We start from the raw sequence: 16981 nt of genomic DNA, 5'->3' as shown, positions 1-16981 counted from the left end.
GCCTTAGAAGAGCGTGTAGATGAAAGGCGCGACAACCGAACCCTGGCTGACTACGAACAAGACGCCGATCAGCGCAAACAGCATGGTCAGCGGAATGAGCCAGAATTTTTTGTGCGAGACCAGATAGGCGAAGAGTTCCTGGATGAACGACATGTCGTTTTCTCCCGTTTTGAAGATTGGTGGGGAATCGGCTCTCGCGCAGGGCGGCAGCCTTCGCTGTGGGACGGTCGTCAGAATTGGTTCTTCATTGAGCCTTCCGCAGGGCCAGCAGGACTGCGTTCGATCCAGTAAGTCCTGTCCTCGTTGCGGCGGAGCATCAAGATATCATTGCCGAACGCCCGCATGAGCAGGCCCGTGGGCGTGACGGCGCAAAAGAACAGCAAGCCCATGATGACCGGCGAAACGACCGCGTGCAGCTTCAGGCCGAGCTGGAACCAGAGGCGATTGAGCGGGGCCAAATACTGCTCTGCAAAGAGCGAAAGACCTAGAAAAGCGGCTGACGGCGCCATCGCCCATAAGCGCAGCGGCTGCCCATGGCGTAGCCAGGGCCAGACGGTGACGATCAGAAAGAAGCAGGCGAAGGCGAAACCGAAGGTGCGGTTCGAGCTCGCGGCGATTGCGCGATAGGACCGGACTGGCTCGTGATTGGACATTGGCGCGCGCCCTCCTATGAAGCCCGCATCTGAAGAAAACCGCACAAGGCGGTTGCCGGTTTGAGGCGTTGTCGCCAGACCCGTTTCAATGTTCCTTCAGGTGTTTCAGTAAGCGGTAATCCTGTCGAGCCGCCGTCTTGGCTTGGGCGGCCGCAGGCTTCCACGTTTTCCGCGAGATAAGGGCATCAAAGGGAACTACGCCGCCCATGACTCTTATTGCGCTGCGGTCCGCTGGCGGCGAGAAAAGCTTCTGGAGTGGCGACCCCGGCAGGATTCGAACCTGCGACCTACTGCTTAGAAGGCAGTTGCTCTATCCAACTGAGCTACGGAGTCGATTTATTTTCAGCTACTTGCGAGCGTGCGCGTTCGACGTTCGGCGCGTTTTCCGTCGATGTGAGCGTCGGTTCGGCGACGGAAAGGCGTTGAAGCCAGAGCCCCTCAGTGCGTCCAGAGGCCTTTGCGGGTCGGCTTGAAATTGTCGGCGTAGGAGACGATGCGCCGCGCGGCCGTGTTGGGCTTCGGCTCCTCGACCCGGTAGGCCAGACCTTCGCGCTCGGCGTAGGCGATCGCTTCCTCCTTCGTCCCGAAGCGCAGCTTGACCTGCGAGCGCATGTCGGAGGAGGACGTCCAGCCCATTAGCGGATCGACGCCGCGCGGCGATTCCGCGTCGAAGCGCAGGCGCCAGGGCTTTTTCTCGTTATCGCCCGACTGGCCTTCCGGGCGAAAATTTTCGGGGCGATAGATGCAAGCGGTCATGGGGCCTCGCCGTAAATCTCTTTTTGCTCTCCGCCGCGACCCCCGGGGCATGGTCGGGGCAGCAGGATTCGAACCTGCGACCTGAAGTACCCAAAACTTCCGCGCTACCGGGCTGCGCTATGCCCCGACGCTCGCCCGCGGCAGGGCATCGCTAGCATGGGGACGGCCCGCTCACAAGAAGCCGCATGCGGTAGCGTTCGATTTGAGCGCGCTTTGCGGCGCCGATTAGTCGGAAGAGGAAGGAATCGACCTCGCGAGAGGGGGCGACAGCGGTGAAAGCCTAACCAGCCGGCGTCGCGGCTTCACCGATCTGTCTTCTCCCGCCAGCGCGCCTACTTTTGTCTTCGAGCGGCGGGAAAGGTCGGCGATGAAACAAGCTGTCATGGTCTGGTGTTTTGTGGCCGGGCTGCTCGCATTGTGCTCCTGCGCCGTCGCCGAGACGGCTTATGAGAGCTGCGACAGAACATCTCAGGTCCTGACGCCGGTCTATTACAAGCCGGACACGAGCGAGCAGGCGATGTCCGCCGCCTTGGGCGCGCCGGATTCGCGGTCGCACCCAGCCCTGAGCTTTCGGCTCGAGGGCAAGGAGCCTTGCCGCGACAACGCCTGCCGCCTCCATGTGATCGACGAACAGGGGCGGCGGGTCGTCGCAACACTGGATCTCGATCGGCGCGACGTGACCTTCTGTCGTCGCGTATCGCTGCAATCGCGTGACAGGCTCGCGGCTCCGCCCTGCGACGCCCCCTCAATTCTCGTCTCCAGCACTTTGGAATTTTCAGGCGACGAACGGGACGCGGCCGTTGCGCGGGTCTTCATCAAGATCGACCATCAATATTATGTTTTCGACGAGGCGCGGCTTTCGCTTGTCGACCGCTTACTAGGTTTCAGGCAGAAAGCCGCCTCTCGCTGCCGCCTGCTCGCGGGCGCGACCCAGCCGAATTCCCGCGAGGGCGCCTGGAAAATCACCAGCAGAAGCGGCGCAGTGACGATGATCTACGAGACGGACTGGCTGAACGACACGGCCAATTACCGCGATTTCGACCTCGCCAAGCTCGCTGTGTCGGCGCCGCTGGCCGATCCAGCGCCGGAAGGCCGTAGCATGTATCCATTCGACGCGCGAAACATCAAATAGAGTCTACCGGCCTGTAGCCAGGGGAAGCAGAGTTTCACTGCCTGTCTTAGGAGTCAGCAGATCATTCCCCGGCTCCTGAGGAAACAGCTCATTTCCGGCATGATAAGAGAATGAGTCATATTTGCCGTCAAACAGGACCTCAACGCGGCAAACGCCTGATGCAAAATCTCTTTCTTCGCTTTGCTCTTGGAAAGACAACACTCGATACAATACATCGTGCATGGCTTTGTCGTCATATCCGAAGGACCGCACCTTGCTATCTAAGCTATCGTCTAAAATAACACGATGGCGATAGCCTTTTTCCAAATCGCATCGAACGTCAATGAGATGGCCTGAGCTTATATAACTTACTGTATTATAACTATATTGATCAAGGTTTCTCTTCCACCATTCCGCGCCGGCGTTGGTTGAGATCAGTATCGAACAAAAAGCAATGCCCAAGAAAAATGCTCGATATCGGCCCATTTCTCTGCTGCTTTAGCGGGTGAGAGACCGCGAGACCGCGAGACCGCTTAGGCAGGTTATGTATAGCCGGGGTCTATCAACAAGTCGCCCACGGAAATCATATCGTGGTCGGCGATCGTCATAAAGATAAAGCTGAGTATGTGCAATTATATACTATACTTATACGAATTCAATGCGTGCATATACGTAATGTGAGGCGACCCACAGGCGCGCAACGCGGGGAGGTCTCCCAGCAAGGTCCACGAGCTGAGAGCCATCCTCCCCCTATTCCGGGGACGGAGAGGCTCGTGAAGGCTGCTTTTCACGATGGTGATATTCAGGCAGAAGACGAAACAACTGTCATTGTCTCTCCCGGGCCGCGTTCACGCGCTTTTCCCCGATCCAGCCCCTCGAGCCCCTGAGTACTGGTCTTGGCCAAACCCAGTAAACCCCTGCATCGCGAGCTCTATGCGCAGACGCTCGCGGCGATCGCGCTCGGCGTTCTTTTTGGCGCGCTACTGCCGGCGCAGGCAGACGCCCATTGGGTCAAGGCGCTCGGGGATGGTTTTGTGAAGCTCGTCAAGATGACGATCGCCCCGGTGATCTTCTGCACCGTGGCGGGCGGCATCGCGCATCTTTCCGACGCCCGCCAGGTCGGCCGCGTCGGCGCCAAGGCGCTTATCTATTTCGAGACCGTCTCGACCTTCGCCTTGCTGGTAGGCCTTCTCGTCGGCGAGATCGTCCGTCCGGGCGCAGGCTTTCCCGGCCGTCCCGACGCCGAGGCCGTGGAGCAATACGCCAAGCGGGCGAGCGAGTCGCAGGGCGCGGTCGACTTTCTGCTCGGCGTGATTCCGGAGACGATCTTCGGCGCTTTCTCGCAAGGGCAGATCCTGCAGGTCCTTCTCGTTGCGATCCTTTTCGGCTTCTCGCTCATGCCGGCTGGCGAGAAAACGGAGCGGTTGCGCGTCTTTCTCGACGACGCGGGGCACGCGACCTTCGGCGTCGTCGGACTCATCATGAAGGCGGCGCCCATCGGGGCCTTCGGCGCGATGGCCTACACGGTCGGCCATTACGGGCTCGCTTCGCTCGCCTCGCTTGCCTGGCTCGTCGGCTCCTTCTATCTCGCGTCGATTCTCTTCATCGTTCTGGCGCTCGGCTCGATCGCGCGGCTCGTCGGCTTCTCCATTCTTCGCTTCCTCGCCTATATCAAGGACGAGTTGCTGATTGTGCTCGGCACCTCATCCTCCGAGAGCGCGCTGCCGCGGCTGATGCAAAAGCTCGAACGGCTCGGCTGCGAGGAAAGCGTGGTGGGCCTCGTCGTTCCGACCGGCTATTCCTTCAATCTCGACGGCACCAATATCTACATGACGCTCGCGACGGTCTTCATCGCGCAGGCGCTGGGCGTCGATCTCACCCTTTGGCAAAAGCTCACGATCATCGGCGTCGCGATGCTGACCTCGAAAGGCGCCTCGGGCGTGGCCGGCGCGGGCTTCGTCACACTGGCCGCGACGCTCGCCGCGGTCGATCCGCGCTTGGCGCCGGGCATGGCGCTGATGCTCGGCGTCGACAAATTCATGAGCGAATGCCGCGCGCTCACCAATCTTTGCGGCAATGGCGTCGCGACAATTGTCGTCGCGGCGTGGGAAAACGCGCTCGATCGCGAAAAGCTCTCGCGGGAGCTTGGAGGTTGAGACCCGACTCGTCGTCTTCAGGCCGTTCGATAATTTCTCACCTGGGGCGTTCTGGCTCGAGGCGCAGATTTTGAAACATCGATGAGCGCTTCGGCCATGCAACGCATGATCGAGTAGAAGGCCTGTGCTTCGTTTTCTTGTGATTTGCTATATAGCGCTGCAAAACTTGCTGTCGAAACAATAAGAGAGGTGATAAGGCCTTTCTGCGCCAAGCCCATTTCAAGGCCAGACTCGAGAGCGGAAATTTTCGCGTTGAGGATAACACTCTCTATGTTTCTGGCCGTGTCCTCCAAAAATGCTCTCTCTTTTTCTCCGAGCTCGCGCAATTCAGACAGATTAAAGCAGTGGTCTGATGTTGGGCCCTCAAGAATTGCATAGTCTTTGGCGCTTATCATGTTCAGATCCTCACTGCCGCTTATGCCGCTCAATGGCCGTGTTCCCAGATCACGTTGCGCTTGAGCGAAATCGCTCGCATCGCGCTTTAGAGTCTGTCCCGGAAAGGTGCGAAGCGGATTTCCGGTCAGGACATGCTCTAAGTTTTTGATTTGAAGCTTCGTCCTTTTCGATCGCATGCTTCCATGCGATCGGGACGCGCTCTCGAGTTTGATAGCCGGCCGGTCGCAATTTTAGAATTGTGGTCTATGCGTAGCGATCGGCGTTTCGAAGTCGGCGTCGTCTTGCGCCTGCCGAAGGCTAATCGTAACTCCTCTGCGCAGCGGCGCGGTCGACACGACACATCAGGCGCAACCCGAACCAGAATGACCTTTAAGCCAGACATCCCCTCAGAGACCGCCTTCTCCTTCCTCGTCGCGCCGGAGGAGGCGGGAAAGCGCCTGGACCGCTATCTCGCGGAGCGCGCCGAAATCGCCGCGGCGCATGTCTCGCGCACGCGGGTCAAGGCGCTCGTCGAGTCGGGCGCAGCGACGCTCAACGGCGCGCCTGCGCGCGATGCGAGCGCGCGGCTCGGAGAAGGCGATCGGGTGGAGCTCCTGTTGCCGCAGCCGGAGCCTGCGGCGCCGCAAGGCGAGGACATCCCGCTCGAGGTCGTCTTCGAGGACGCGCATCTGCTCGTCGTCGACAAGCCGGCGGGCCTCGTCGTGCATCCCGCGCCGGGGCACGAGAGCGGCACGCTCGTCAATGCGCTGATTTCCCATTGCGGTGACAGCCTCTCCGGCATCGGCGGCGTCAAGAAGCCCGGCATCGTGCATCGCATCGACAAGGACACGAGCGGGCTCATCGTCATCGCCAAGACCGACGCGGCGCATGCGGGCCTTTCCCGGCTATTCGAGGATCACGGCCGCAGACTCAACCTCACGCGCGACTATCTCGCCTTCGTCTGGGGCGCGCCGGGGCGCGGGCAGGGGACGATCGAGGCGCCGATCGGGCGCCACGCCACGCAGCGCGAGCGGATGGCGGTGGTCGCCCTCGCGCGCGGCCGCGAGGCGATCACCCATTGGGAAAAGCTCGAGGATTTCGGCGCAGCCTCGTTGCTGCGGTGCAGCCTGGAGACCGGCCGCACGCATCAGATTCGCGTGCACATGGCGCATATCGGACATCCGCTGATCGGCGATCTGACCTATGGCGCGGGCTTCAAGACCAAGGTCGCACGGCTTTCGGCGCCGGCGCGGGAGGCTGTCGAGGCCTTGGGACGACAGGCGCTGCATGCGGCGACGCTCGGCTTCACCCATCCGGTGACGGGCGAGGAGCTGTTGTTCGAAAGCGAGCTGCCAGCGGATTTAGAGGCGTTGCGCAAGGCGCTGGCGGAAGGCGCGTAACCAAGGCCCCCTCCCTGTCCCTCGCCCGCAAGCGGGAGAGGGGACCCTAACGATCTGCGTTTTGCGAAGTTTGAATTGACCGCCCGAGTCTACCCCCTCTCCCGCGAAAGCGGGGGAGGGTCGGGGAGGGGGAGGCTTTCCTGTTAGAAAATCACGTGGGCGGACTCAGCCTCGCCCGCCTCTCACCGCCAGGTGGGCTCGTCGTCGCGGCGCGACACATGGGCGGCCTTGGAAGGCTTCGGGGCCGCGGCCTGATCCGCCTGCGGCTTTTGGGCGGCGGTCTTGGCCTTCGCGGGCTGCGCCGACGTCTTCGATTTGGCGTCCTTCGCGGCCGTCTTGGCCTTGCCGGCCATAGCGCCCGCCTTGCCCTTGGCCTCGTGCTTGGCGTGAGGCTGCACGGGCGGCGGCGTCGTCTCCATGCCGACGACGTCCCCCGTGTCCTTGTGATAGATGTCGTCGCGGAACTGCGTCGCGCCGTCCGGCGACCCCCAGGCCGTCACATAGACCCAGTGGACCGGCACGGGCGGAACGATCTTCACGTCGAGACGCTCGCCGGAGCGGATGACCTCGTCGATGTGGTCGCGATCCCAGCCGGGCGTTTCCTTGAGCAGCCAGGCGACATAGTCGCGCACGTTCTGCAAACGTATGCAGCCCGAGGAAACGAAGCGGAAATCGTCGCCGAACACGCCCTTGGCCGGGGTGTCGTGCATATAGACGCCATAGGCGTTGTTGATGTTGATGCGCACGACGCCGAGCGAGTTGAAGTCGCCGCCCGTGTCCTGGCGAAAGCGATAATTCAGCGCGTCGAGCGAGTTCCAGTTGATCTGCTCGGGCTGAAGCTCCTGGTTTTCCTTGTCATAGACGCGAATATGGTTGTCGCGCAGATAGTTTTGGTCGGCCTGCATCTTCGGGATCAGATCCTTACGGATCACCGAGGCCGGCACGGTCCAGAAGGGGTTGAAATTAATCTCGATCGCCTTGGTCTGCATGATCGGCGACTGGCGGTCGATCTTGCCGACGCCGGCGATGTGATGCGTGATCACCTGGCCGTTCTCGATCGTCTCGACCTGCGCCGCCGGAATATTGGCGACCACCATGCGGTTGCTAAGGTCGTGCACGACGCTCTTCAGGCGGATGAGATTGATCTCGAGCTGGCGCAGCCGCTCCTCGGCAGGCACATTGAGCGCGGCCAGCGTCTGCGGCGTGACGACGCCCGTCTCGTTGAAGCCGTGGCGCGCCTGGAAGCGACGAACCGCCGCCTCGACGTAGGAATCGAAGACAGGGTTCGTTCCGGTCTCCGAGCCGATGTCGCCCGACGCGATCAATCGCCGGCGCAGCGCGGAAACCGCGGGTCCGTTGGAGCCGACCGCGAGCTGGAGCCCGCCAGGCACGGGTTGCCAGCCGCCATTGGCGAGGATCTGGCGATATTGCTCGATCGCCTGCTCGGTCGCCGCGACCGTCTGCTCGGAGAGAAGGGGCGTCGTGGAGCGCGAGACGGTAAGTTTTTCCGCCGCGTCATAGCGCTGCGCCCATTCGGCTTGGCCGTCGTAGGAATCGGCGAGGGCGCCGCCCGAAAGGCTCAGAGCCAGCAAACCGCCGGCGGCAAAGCGAATCGTCGTGGTCCTGAACAAGGCAAAGCTCCAGTCGGGAGAAATCCGCCAAGGCGCGCGGCGGGACAGGCGAGAGTGTTTTCGCCGAAACGGGTGACGTTGGGGTTAAGAAGCCCGATGTCTCGGGCGATTTTGTGACGGGACGGAGGCCCGGCGCGTGGACGGCCGGAAAGAAGAACTCAATGAAATTGGGCGTCGATCCTAAAGGAAGCCTTAGAGCGCGTTCGGATCTCGTGGAATTGCGCGACAAAAAAGGACTAAGCGCCAAATCAAATACAGAAAATGTCGCGGCGCACGCCAGCGTCCCCGGCGCCGGCTCTCCGGGAAACGGAGAGCCGGGCGTCGGAAGAGGTCTCGCGACCGCCTTTATTCCACCGGCACGGGGGGAAGCGCCGGCGCCTGCTGCGCCGCCTTGGCTTCGCTGGTTTCGGCGCGCTGGGCGATGATCAGGTCGTCGCGGCTCGTCGCGAGATGGCGGAACTTCGCCATCGCCGCGCCGGTGCCCGCCGGGATCAGCCGGCCGACAATGACATTCTCCTTGAGGCCCACGAGCGGGTCGACCTTGCCGTTGACGGCGGCTTCGGTCAGGACGCGCGTGGTCTCCTGGAAGGACGCCGCCGAGAAGAAGGAGCGCGTCTGCAGCGAGGCCTTGGTGATGCCGAGCAGCACCGGCGTGCCGGTCGCGGGCTTCGTGCCCTCTTCCTGCGCCTTGGCGTTCGCCTCCTCGAGCTCCATCTCGTCGACCTGCTCGCCTTCGAGGAAGCCGGTGTCGCCGGGATCGACGATATCGACCTTCTGCAACATCTGACGCACGATCACCTCGATGTGCTTGTCGTTGATGTTGACGCCTTGCAGGCGATAGACCTCCTGGATCTCATTGACGAGATAGGCCGCAAGCTCCTCGACGCCCTTGATCGCCAGAATGTCGTGCGGCGCCGGATTGCCGTCGACGATGTAGTCTCCCTTCTCGACGACGTCGCCATCCTGCAGATGGATGTGCTTGCCCTTCGGGATGAGATATTCGACGGGATCGGCGCCGTCCTCATGCGGGATGATCGAGACGCGCTGCTTGTTCTTGTAGTCCTTGCCGAACTGCACGGTGCCGGAGATTTCCGCGATGATCGCGTGATCCTTCGGCCGGCGCGCCTCGAAGAGTTCGGCGACGCGCGGCAGACCGCCGGTGATGTCGCGTGTCTTGGCGCTCTCGAGCGAGATACGCGCGAGAATGTCGCCCGCCGTCACCTTCTGCCCCGGCTCGACGGCGATGATCGAGTCGACGGGTAGGGCATAGCGGGCGTCGCCGCCGCGCTGCAGCTTGATGATCTTCCCGTCCGCGCCCTTGACCGAGATCGAGGGCTTGAGGCTCGCCGAGCGCAGATTGAGGCGCCAGTCCATGACCATGCGCTTGGTGATGCCGGTCGATTCGTCGGCCGACTCCGCCATCGATTGGCCTTCGACCAGATCCTCAAAGCCCACGACGCCGTCGACCTCGGTCAGGATCGGCCGGGTGTAGGGGTCCCATTCGGCGACGCGCTGGCCGCGCTTGACCGTATCGCCCTCGTCGACCTTGAGCCGCGCGCCATATTGGACGCGGGTGACCGAGCGCTCCGTTCCGTCGGGTCCGAGGATCACCACGGCGACGTTTCTCGCCATGACCATCAGATCGCCGTCGGAGTTGCGCGCGACGTGGCGGTTGCGCACATGCACCTTGCCATCGAAATTCGATTCGAAGAACGACTGGTCGGCGAGCTGCGCCGCGCCGCCGATGTGGAAGGTGCGCATGGTGAGCTGCGTGCCCGGCTCGCCGATCGACTGCGCGGCGATGACGCCGACGGCCTCACCCATGTTGACCGGCACGCCGCGCGCCAAGTCGCGACCGTAGCAGGCCGCGCACACGCCTTCCTTGGCCTCGCAGGTCAGCACCGAGCGGATCTTCACCTCCTGAATGCCCGCCGCGGTGATCGGCTCGAGGTGCCATTCCTGGATCATCTCGCCGGCGGGGACGATCACCCTGCCGTCCGGCGCGCGCAAGTCCTCGGCCGCGGTGCGTCCGAGAATGCGCATGGCGAGCGAAGCGACCACTTGGCCCGCGTCGATGATCGCGCGCATGCGGATGCCGTTCTTGGAGCCGCAATCCTTCGACGAGATGATCGAGTCCTGCGCCACGTCGACGAGGCGGCGGGTCAGATAGCCCGAGTTCGCGGTCTTCAACGCCGTGTCGGCGAGACCCTTGCGGGCGCCGTGCGTGGAGTTGAAGTATTCGAGAACCGTGAGGCCTTCCTTGAAGTTCGAGATGATCGGGCTCTCGATGATCTCGCCCGAGGGCTTGGTCATCAGGCCGCGCATCGCCGCGAGCTGGCGCATCTGCGCGGGCGAGCCGCGCGCGCCGGAATGCGACATCATGTAGATCGAGTTGATTGGCAGATCGCGGCCGTGCTCGTCCTTACGCACCGACGAGATGCGGCTCATCATCTCCTCGGCGAGCTTCTCCGAGCATTTGCCCCAGGCGTCGACGACCTTGTTGTATTTCTCGCCCTGGGTGATCAGACCGTCGTTGTACTGCTGCTCATATTCCTTGGCGGCCGCGCGCGTCTCACCGACGATGCGCTCCTTCGTCTCCGGCACGATCATGTCGTCCTTGCCGAACGAGATGCCCGCCTTGAACGCCTCGCGGAAGCCGAGCGACATGATGCGGTCGCAGAAGATCACCGTCTCCTTCTGCCCGCAATTGCGGTAGACGGTGTCGATCATGTTGGAGATTTCCTTCTTCGTCATCAGCTTGTTGGCGACGTCGAAGGGAATTTTGACATGGTCGGGCAGCAGCTGGCCCAAGATCATGCGACCGGGCGTCGTGTTGAAGATCTTGGAGACGCGCTTGCCGTTCGCGTCAAAGGTCCAGGCGCGACCCTTGACCTTGGCGTGCAACGTCACGGCGCCCGAGGCCAAAGCGTGCTCGATCTCGCCCATATTGGCGAAGATGCCGGAGAGCGGGGCCTTGGTCTTGGGATCCTCGCGATATTGCCCCGGCTCGCCGTCACGTTCGAGCGTGAGATAGTAAAGGCCGAGCACGATGTCCTGACTCGGCACGATGATCGGCTGACCATTGGCCGGATGCAGGATGTTGTTGGTCGACATCATCAGCACGCGCGCCTCGAGCTGCGCCTCGAGCGACAGCGGCACGTGCACGGCCATCTGGTCGCCGTCGAAATCGGCGTTGAAAGCCGCGCAGACGAGCGGATGCAGCTGGATGGCCTTGCCTTCGATCAGCACGGGCTCGAAGGCCTGGATGCCGAGACGATGCAAGGTCGGGGCGCGATTGAGCAGGACCGGGTGCTCGCGGATGACCTCGTCGAGAATGTCCCAGACCTCGGGCTTCTCCTTTTCGACGAGCTTCTTCGCTTGCTTGACGGTGGCCGAAAAGCCCTTGGCGTCGAGACGCGAATAGATGAAGGGCTTGAAGAGCTCGAGCGCCATCTTCTTGGGCAGGCCGCATTGATGCAGCTTGAGCTCCGGGCCCACGACGATGACGGAGCGGCCCGAATAGTCGACGCGCTTGCCGAGAAGATTCTGGCGGAACCGGCCCTGCTTGCCCTTGAGCATATCGGCGAGCGACTTCAGCGGGCGCTTATTCGCGCCCGTGATGACGCGGCCGCGGCGGCCGTTGTCGAACAGCGCGTCGACCGCCTCCTGCAGCATGCGCTTCTCGTTGCGGATGATGATGTCCGGCGCGCGCAGCTCAATGAGCCGCTTCAGGCGGTTGTTGCGGTTGATGACGCGGCGGTAGAGATCGTTGAGATCCGAGGTCGCGAAGCGCCCGCCGTCGAGCGGCACGAGCGGCCGCAGATCCGGCGGAATGACCGGAATTTCCTTCAGCACCATCCACTCCGGCTTATTGCCGGATTGGATGAAGGCCTCGATGATCTTGAGACGCTTGGCGAGCTTCTTGGGCTTCAGGTCCGTCGTCGCCTCGGCGATCTCCTGGCGCAGGCTCGCCGCGATGCTCTCGAGGTCCATGGACTCGAGCAGCTTGCGGATCGCCTCGGCGCCGATCATCGCGGTGAAGCAGTCCTGGCCATATTTGTCCTGGGCCTGCAGATATTCATCCTCGGTGAGGAGCTGACGGTCCTTGAGGTCGGTCAGTCCCTTGTCGATGACGATGTAGGACTCGAAATAGAGAATGCGCTCGAGATCCTTCAGCGTCATGTCGAGCAGAAGGCCGATGCGCGACGGCAGCGACTTCAGAAACCAGATGTGCGCGACGGGCGCGGCGAGCGAGATGTGGCCCATGCGATCGCGGCGAACGCGCGCGAGCGTGACCTCGACGCCGCACTTCTCGCAGATGACGCCCTTGTATTTCATGCGCTTGTACTTGCCGCACAAGCACTCATAGTCCTTGATCGGGCCGAAGATGCGGGCGCAGAACAGCCCGTCGCGCTCCGGCTTGAAGGTGCGATAGTTGATGGTCTCGGGCTTCTTGATCTCGCCGTATGACCAGGACAGGATCTTTTCGGGGCTCGCGATCGAAATCTGAATCTGATCGAAGGCCTGCGTGGCCGCGACCGGACTGAAGAGATTCATGACCTCTTGCTGATTCACGGGGTTTCTCCTTTACGAGCGCGCGGCGCGCCGCTCCCGATTTCGGTTCCGCTTAGAGCGAGCTCCGCAAAAGTCGTTAGACATTTGCATTGGAACTCGTTCCAGCTCTTGATCCTCGCGCGATTTTTCTCCCTCGAACGATGCCGTTCGAGGGAGAAATCGCGCTCAACGTCTTACTCGGCGGCTTCCGACGGCATCGCCTGATCCTCGCCTTCCGGCGCCGTCGAGGTCAGCTCGACGTTGAGAGCAAGCGAGCGCATTTCCTTGATGAGCACGTTGAAGCTCTCCGGAATGCCCGACTCGATATTGTCGTCGCCGCGCACGATCGATTCATAGACCTTGGTGCGGCCGGCGACGTCGTCGGATTTCACCGTCAGCATTTCCTGCAGCGTATAGGCCGCTCCATAGGCCTCGAGCGCCCACACCTCCATCTCGCCGAAGCGCTGCCCGCCGAACTGGGCCTTTCCGCCGAGCGGCTGCTGCGTGACGAGCGAGTAAGGACCGATCGATCGCGCATGGATCTTGTCGTCGACGAGATGGTGCAGCTTCAGCATGTAGATGTAGCCGACGGTCACCTTGCGATCGAAAGCTTGGCCCGTGCGGCCATCGAAGAGCGTCACCTGACCCGAGGAGGCGAGACCCGCGCGGTCGAGCATGTCGACGATGTCCTTCTCGCGCGCGCCGTCGAAGACGGGCGTTGCGATCGGCACGCCGCGGCGCAGGTTCTCGCCGACCTCGCGCAGGAGCCGCTCGTCGAGCTCCGCGATCCCCTTGTCGCCGTCATAGACCTCCAAGAGCTTCTCGCGGAGCGGCCCGGCGTCCTTCGTGCGCAGATAGGCGTCGACCGCCGCGCCGACCTGCTTGCCAAGTCCAGCGCAGGCCCAGCCGAGATGCGTCTCGAGAATCTGGCCGACGTTCATGCGGCTCGGCACGCCGAGCGGATTGAGCACGATGTCGACGGGCGTGCCGTCCTCGAGGAAGGGCATGTCTTCCTGCGGCACGATGCGCGAAACCACGCCCTTGTTGCCATGGCGTCCGGCCATCTTGTCGCCCGGCTGGATCTTGCGCTTCACCGCGACGAAGACCTTCACCATCTTCATCACGCCGGGCGGCAGCTCGTCGCCGCGCTGCAACTTCTCGACCTTATCGAGGAAGCGCGTCTCGAGGCCCTTCTTCGCCTCGTCATATTGCTTGCGCACGGCCTCGATCGCCGCCATCAGCGCGTCGTCCTCGACGGCAAAGGTCCACCACTGCGAACGCGGATGCTCCTCAAGCAGCGCCTGCGTGAGCACTTGATCCTTCTTGAAGGACTTCGGCCCGGCGACAGCCTTCCTGCCGGTCAGCATCTCGGCGAGACGCGCGTAGACGTTGCGGTCGAGGATCGCGAGCTCGTCGTCGCGGTCCTTGGCCAGACGCTCGATCTCTTCGCGTTCGATCGCCTGCGCGCGTTCGTCCTTCTCCACGCCGTGGCGGTTGAACACGCGCACTTCGACGATCGTGCCTTGAACGCCCGGCGGCACGCGCAGGCTCGTGTCGCGCACGTCCGAGGCTTTCTCGCCGAAAATCGCACGCAACAGCTTTTCTTCCGGCGTCATCGGGCTTTCGCCCTTGGGCGTGATCTTGCCGACGAGAATGTCGCCCGCCTGAACCTCGGCGCCGATGTAGACGATCCCCGCCTCGTCGAGATTCTTCAGCGTCTCTTCGGAGACGTTCGGAATATCGCGCGTGATCTCCTCGGGACCAAGCTTGGTGTCGCGCGCCATCACCTCGAATTCATCGATGTGAATCGAGGTGAACACGTCGTCCTTGACGATGCGCTCGTTCAAGAGGATCGAGTCTTCGAAGTTGTACCCGTTCCAAGGCATGAAGGCGACGAGCACATTGCGGCCGAGCGCGAGGTCGCCGAGATCAGTGGAGGGGCCATCGGCGATGATGTCGCCCTTGCGCACGAGGTCGCCGACGCGCACCAGCGGTTTCTGGTTGATGCAGGTCGACTGGTTCGAGCGCTGGAACTTCATGAGGCGGTAGATATCAACGCCGGGGCGCCCCGGATCGAAGTCCTCGGTCGCGCGGATAACGATGCGGGTCGCGTCGATCTGATCGACAACGCCGGTGCGGCGCGCCGCGATCGCTGCGCCCGAGTCGGCCGCGACGACTCCTTCCATGCCGGTGCCGACGAGCGGCGCGTCCGCCTTGACGAGCGGCACGGCCTGGCGCTGCATGTTGGAGCCCATCAGCGCGCGGTTGGCGTCGTCGTTCTCCAGAAACGGAATCAGCGCGGCCGCGACCGAGACGAGCTGCTTGGGCGACACGTCCATGGCGTCGACGCGATCGCGCGTCGTCAGCACGACGTCGCCGGCGTGACGGCAGAGCACGAGGTCCTCGGTCAGCACGCCGTCGTTGTCGACCGCCGCGTTGGCCTGTGCGACGTGGAACTTCTGCTCCTCCATCGCCGAAAGATAGACGACCTCACCCGTGACCTTGCCGTCGCGCACGCGGCGATAGGGCGCCTCGATGAATCCGTATTTGTTGACGCGCGCGAAGGTCGCGAGCGAGTTGATGAGGCCGATGTTGGGACCTTCCGGCGTCTCGATCGGGCAGATGCGGCCGTAATGCGTCGGGTGCACGTCGCGCACCTCGAAGCCGGCGCGCTCGCGCGTGAGACCGCCCGGACCAAGCGCCGAGAGACGGCGCTTGTGGGTGATCTCGGAGAGCGGATTGGTCTGGTCCATGAACTGTGAGAGCTGCGACGAGCCGAAGAACTCGCGCACCGCCGCGGCCGCAGGCTTGGCGTTGATGAGATCCTGCGGCATCACCGTATCGATGTCGACCGAGGACATGCGCTCCTTGATGGCGCGCTCCATGCGCAAAAGCCCCAAGCGATACTGATTTTCCATCAGCTCGCCGACAGAGCGCACGCGGCGATTGCCGAGATGGTCGATGTCGTCGATCTCGCCGCGACCGTCGCGCAGGTCGACGAGCGCCCTGACGACAGCGACGATGTCCTCGCGACGCAGCACGCGCATCGTGTCGGGCGCGTCGAGGTCGAGGCGCATGTTCATCTTGACCCGGCCGACCGCGGAGAGGTCGTAACGCTCGGCGTCGAAGAACAGCGAATGGAACATCGCCTCCGCCGTCTCGATCGTCGGCGGCTCGCCGGGGCGCATGACGCGATAGATGTCGAACAGCGCGTCTTCCCGCGCGCTGTTCTTGTCGAGCGCCAGCGTGTTGCGGATGTAGGGACCGATATTGATATGGTCGATGTCGAGAATAGGCAGTTCGCCCAAGCCCTTGTCGATGAGGAGCGGCAAGGTCTTCGCGGTGATCTCATCGCCCGCCTCGGCGAAGATCTCGCCGGTCGACATGTCGAAGAGATCCTGGGCGAGATATTGGCCGTAAAGCTCCTCGGCGGCGACCTTGATCGCCTTCACGCCCTTTTCGGCAAGCTGGCGCGCCGCGCGCACGGCAAGCTTCTTGCCGGCCTCGAGGATGACCTCGCCCGTGTCGGCGTCGATGATGTCGGCCGTGGCCTTGACGCCCTTCAGGCGCTCGGCGTCAAAGGGCATGCGCCAGCTGTCGCCGTCCAGCGTGTAGGGAATCGTCTTGTAGAAGGTCGAGAGAATCTCCTCGCTGTCGAGCCCGAGCGCCAGAAGCAGCGAGGTCGCGGGAATCTTGCGGCGTCGGTCGATGCGCGCATAGACGATGTCCTTGGCGTCGAATTCGATGTCGAGCCAGGAGCCGCGATAGGGAATGATGCGCGCGGCGAACAAGAGCTTGCCGGAGGAATGGCTCTTGCCCTTGTCGTGGTCGAAGAAGACGCCGGGCGAGCGGTGCATCTGCGAGACGATGACGCGCTCGGTCCCGTTGACGATGAAGGTGCCGTTCGACGTCATGAACGGCATGTCGCCCATGTAGACGTCCTGCTCCTTGATGTCCTTGATGGACTTCGCCTGCGTCTCCGGATCGACGTCAAAGACGATGAGGCGCAGCGTCACTTTGAGCGGCGCGGCGAAGGTCATGCCGCGCTGACGGCATTCGTCGACGTCGTATTTCGGCGCCTCGAACTCGTAGCGCACGAATTCCAGCAGCGAGACCTGAGCAAAATCGGAGATCGGAAACACCGAGCGGAAAACGCCTTGCAGTCCTTCTTCGGGACGCCCGCCTTCCGGCTCATCAACCATCAGGAACTGGTCGTAGGAGGCCTTCTGGACCTCGATGAGATTGGGCATCTCGGCGGCTTCGCGGATGTGGCCGAAATATTTGCGAACCCGCTTGCGGCTTGAGAATTTTTGCGCGCTCTGCTGAGCCATGTCGTCTCTCGAAC

Annotated in this window: 11 protein-coding genes and 2 tRNA genes; 3 read left to right on the top strand and 10 right to left on the bottom strand. The window is 62.6% G+C overall.

Annotated elements, in window-relative coordinates; translation table 11 throughout:
• Positions 1–3: 3 nt before the first annotated feature.
• The 5 genes from QMG80_RS20060 to QMG80_RS20040 all read right to left on the bottom strand — a co-directional run bounded on the left by QMG80_RS20060 (position 4) and on the right by QMG80_RS20040 (position 1536).
• Positions 4–153 carry a DUF5989 family protein gene (locus QMG80_RS20060; protein ID WP_199769035.1) on the bottom strand — a complete coding sequence of 50 codons (150 nt, stop codon included), beginning with the start codon at positions 151–153 and terminating at the stop codon, positions 4–6.
• A gap of 77 nt (positions 154–230) precedes the next feature.
• On the bottom strand, positions 231–653 hold the full coding sequence (locus tag QMG80_RS20055; RefSeq protein ID WP_085770778.1) for an SxtJ family membrane protein: 423 nt from the start codon (positions 651–653) through the stop codon (positions 231–233).
• A 256-nt stretch (positions 654–909) separates the two neighbouring features.
• Positions 910–986 (bottom strand) — tRNA-Arg (locus QMG80_RS20050).
• Positions 987–1091: 105 nt separating this feature from the next.
• Positions 1092–1409 (bottom strand): ETC complex I subunit, encoded by a 318-nt coding sequence (locus QMG80_RS20045; RefSeq protein WP_085770777.1) that lies wholly within the window; start codon positions 1407–1409, stop codon positions 1092–1094.
• Between the two features lie 50 nt (positions 1410–1459).
• Positions 1460–1536 (bottom strand) — tRNA-Pro (locus QMG80_RS20040).
• 240 nt (positions 1537–1776) lie between these two features.
• On the opposite strand from QMG80_RS20040, the gene QMG80_RS20035 reads away from it, so the two are divergent.
• The gene (locus QMG80_RS20035) at positions 1777–2541 is read left to right on the top strand and encodes a hypothetical protein (RefSeq protein WP_085770776.1); all 765 of its coding nucleotides are present in this window, start codon (positions 1777–1779) and stop codon (positions 2539–2541) included.
• Positions 2542–2544: 3 nt separating this feature from the next.
• Here QMG80_RS20035 and QMG80_RS20030 read toward each other — a convergent pair whose 3' ends face one another.
• On the bottom strand, positions 2545–2982 hold the full coding sequence (locus QMG80_RS20030; RefSeq protein ID WP_158658619.1) for a hypothetical protein: 438 nt from the start codon (positions 2980–2982) through the stop codon (positions 2545–2547).
• Between the two features lie 434 nt (positions 2983–3416).
• Between QMG80_RS20030 and dctA the strand changes: the two genes are divergently transcribed.
• A complete protein-coding gene (gene dctA / locus QMG80_RS20025) occupies positions 3417–4676 on the top strand; it encodes a C4-dicarboxylate transporter DctA (protein ID WP_199769034.1) in 1260 nt (419 codons plus the stop codon).
• A gap of 17 nt (positions 4677–4693) precedes the next feature.
• Here the strand turns inward: dctA and QMG80_RS20020 are convergent, their stop codons facing one another.
• A complete protein-coding gene (locus QMG80_RS20020; protein ID WP_085770774.1) occupies positions 4694–5248 on the bottom strand; it encodes a hypothetical protein in 555 nt (184 codons plus the stop codon).
• A gap of 186 nt (positions 5249–5434) precedes the next feature.
• Between QMG80_RS20020 and QMG80_RS20015 the strand changes: the two genes are divergently transcribed.
• On the top strand, positions 5435–6451 hold the full coding sequence (locus tag QMG80_RS20015; RefSeq protein ID WP_085770773.1) for an RluA family pseudouridine synthase: 1017 nt from the start codon (positions 5435–5437) through the stop codon (positions 6449–6451).
• Between the two features lie 182 nt (positions 6452–6633).
• Here the strand turns inward: QMG80_RS20015 and QMG80_RS20010 are convergent, their stop codons facing one another.
• From QMG80_RS20010 to rpoB, 3 genes are all read right to left on the bottom strand, one after another.
• A complete protein-coding gene (locus tag QMG80_RS20010) occupies positions 6634–8082 on the bottom strand; it encodes a L,D-transpeptidase family protein (protein WP_085770772.1) in 1449 nt (482 codons plus the stop codon).
• A gap of 345 nt (positions 8083–8427) precedes the next feature.
• On the bottom strand, positions 8428–12639 hold the full coding sequence (gene rpoC, locus QMG80_RS20005; protein WP_199769066.1) for a DNA-directed RNA polymerase subunit beta': 4212 nt from the start codon (positions 12637–12639) through the stop codon (positions 8428–8430).
• Positions 12640–12830: 191 nt separating this feature from the next.
• The gene (gene rpoB, locus QMG80_RS20000) at positions 12831–16967 is read right to left on the bottom strand and encodes a DNA-directed RNA polymerase subunit beta (protein ID WP_085770770.1); all 4137 of its coding nucleotides are present in this window, start codon (positions 16965–16967) and stop codon (positions 12831–12833) included.
• Positions 16968–16981 lie beyond the last annotated feature (14 nt).

The sequence above is a fragment of the Methylocystis bryophila genome (assembly GCF_027925445.1).
Classification (GTDB): domain Bacteria; phylum Pseudomonadota; class Alphaproteobacteria; order Rhizobiales; family Beijerinckiaceae; genus Methylocystis; species Methylocystis bryophila.
Note: the sequence above shows the minus strand (reverse complement) of the source record. Positions and strands in the feature narration are given on the sequence as shown.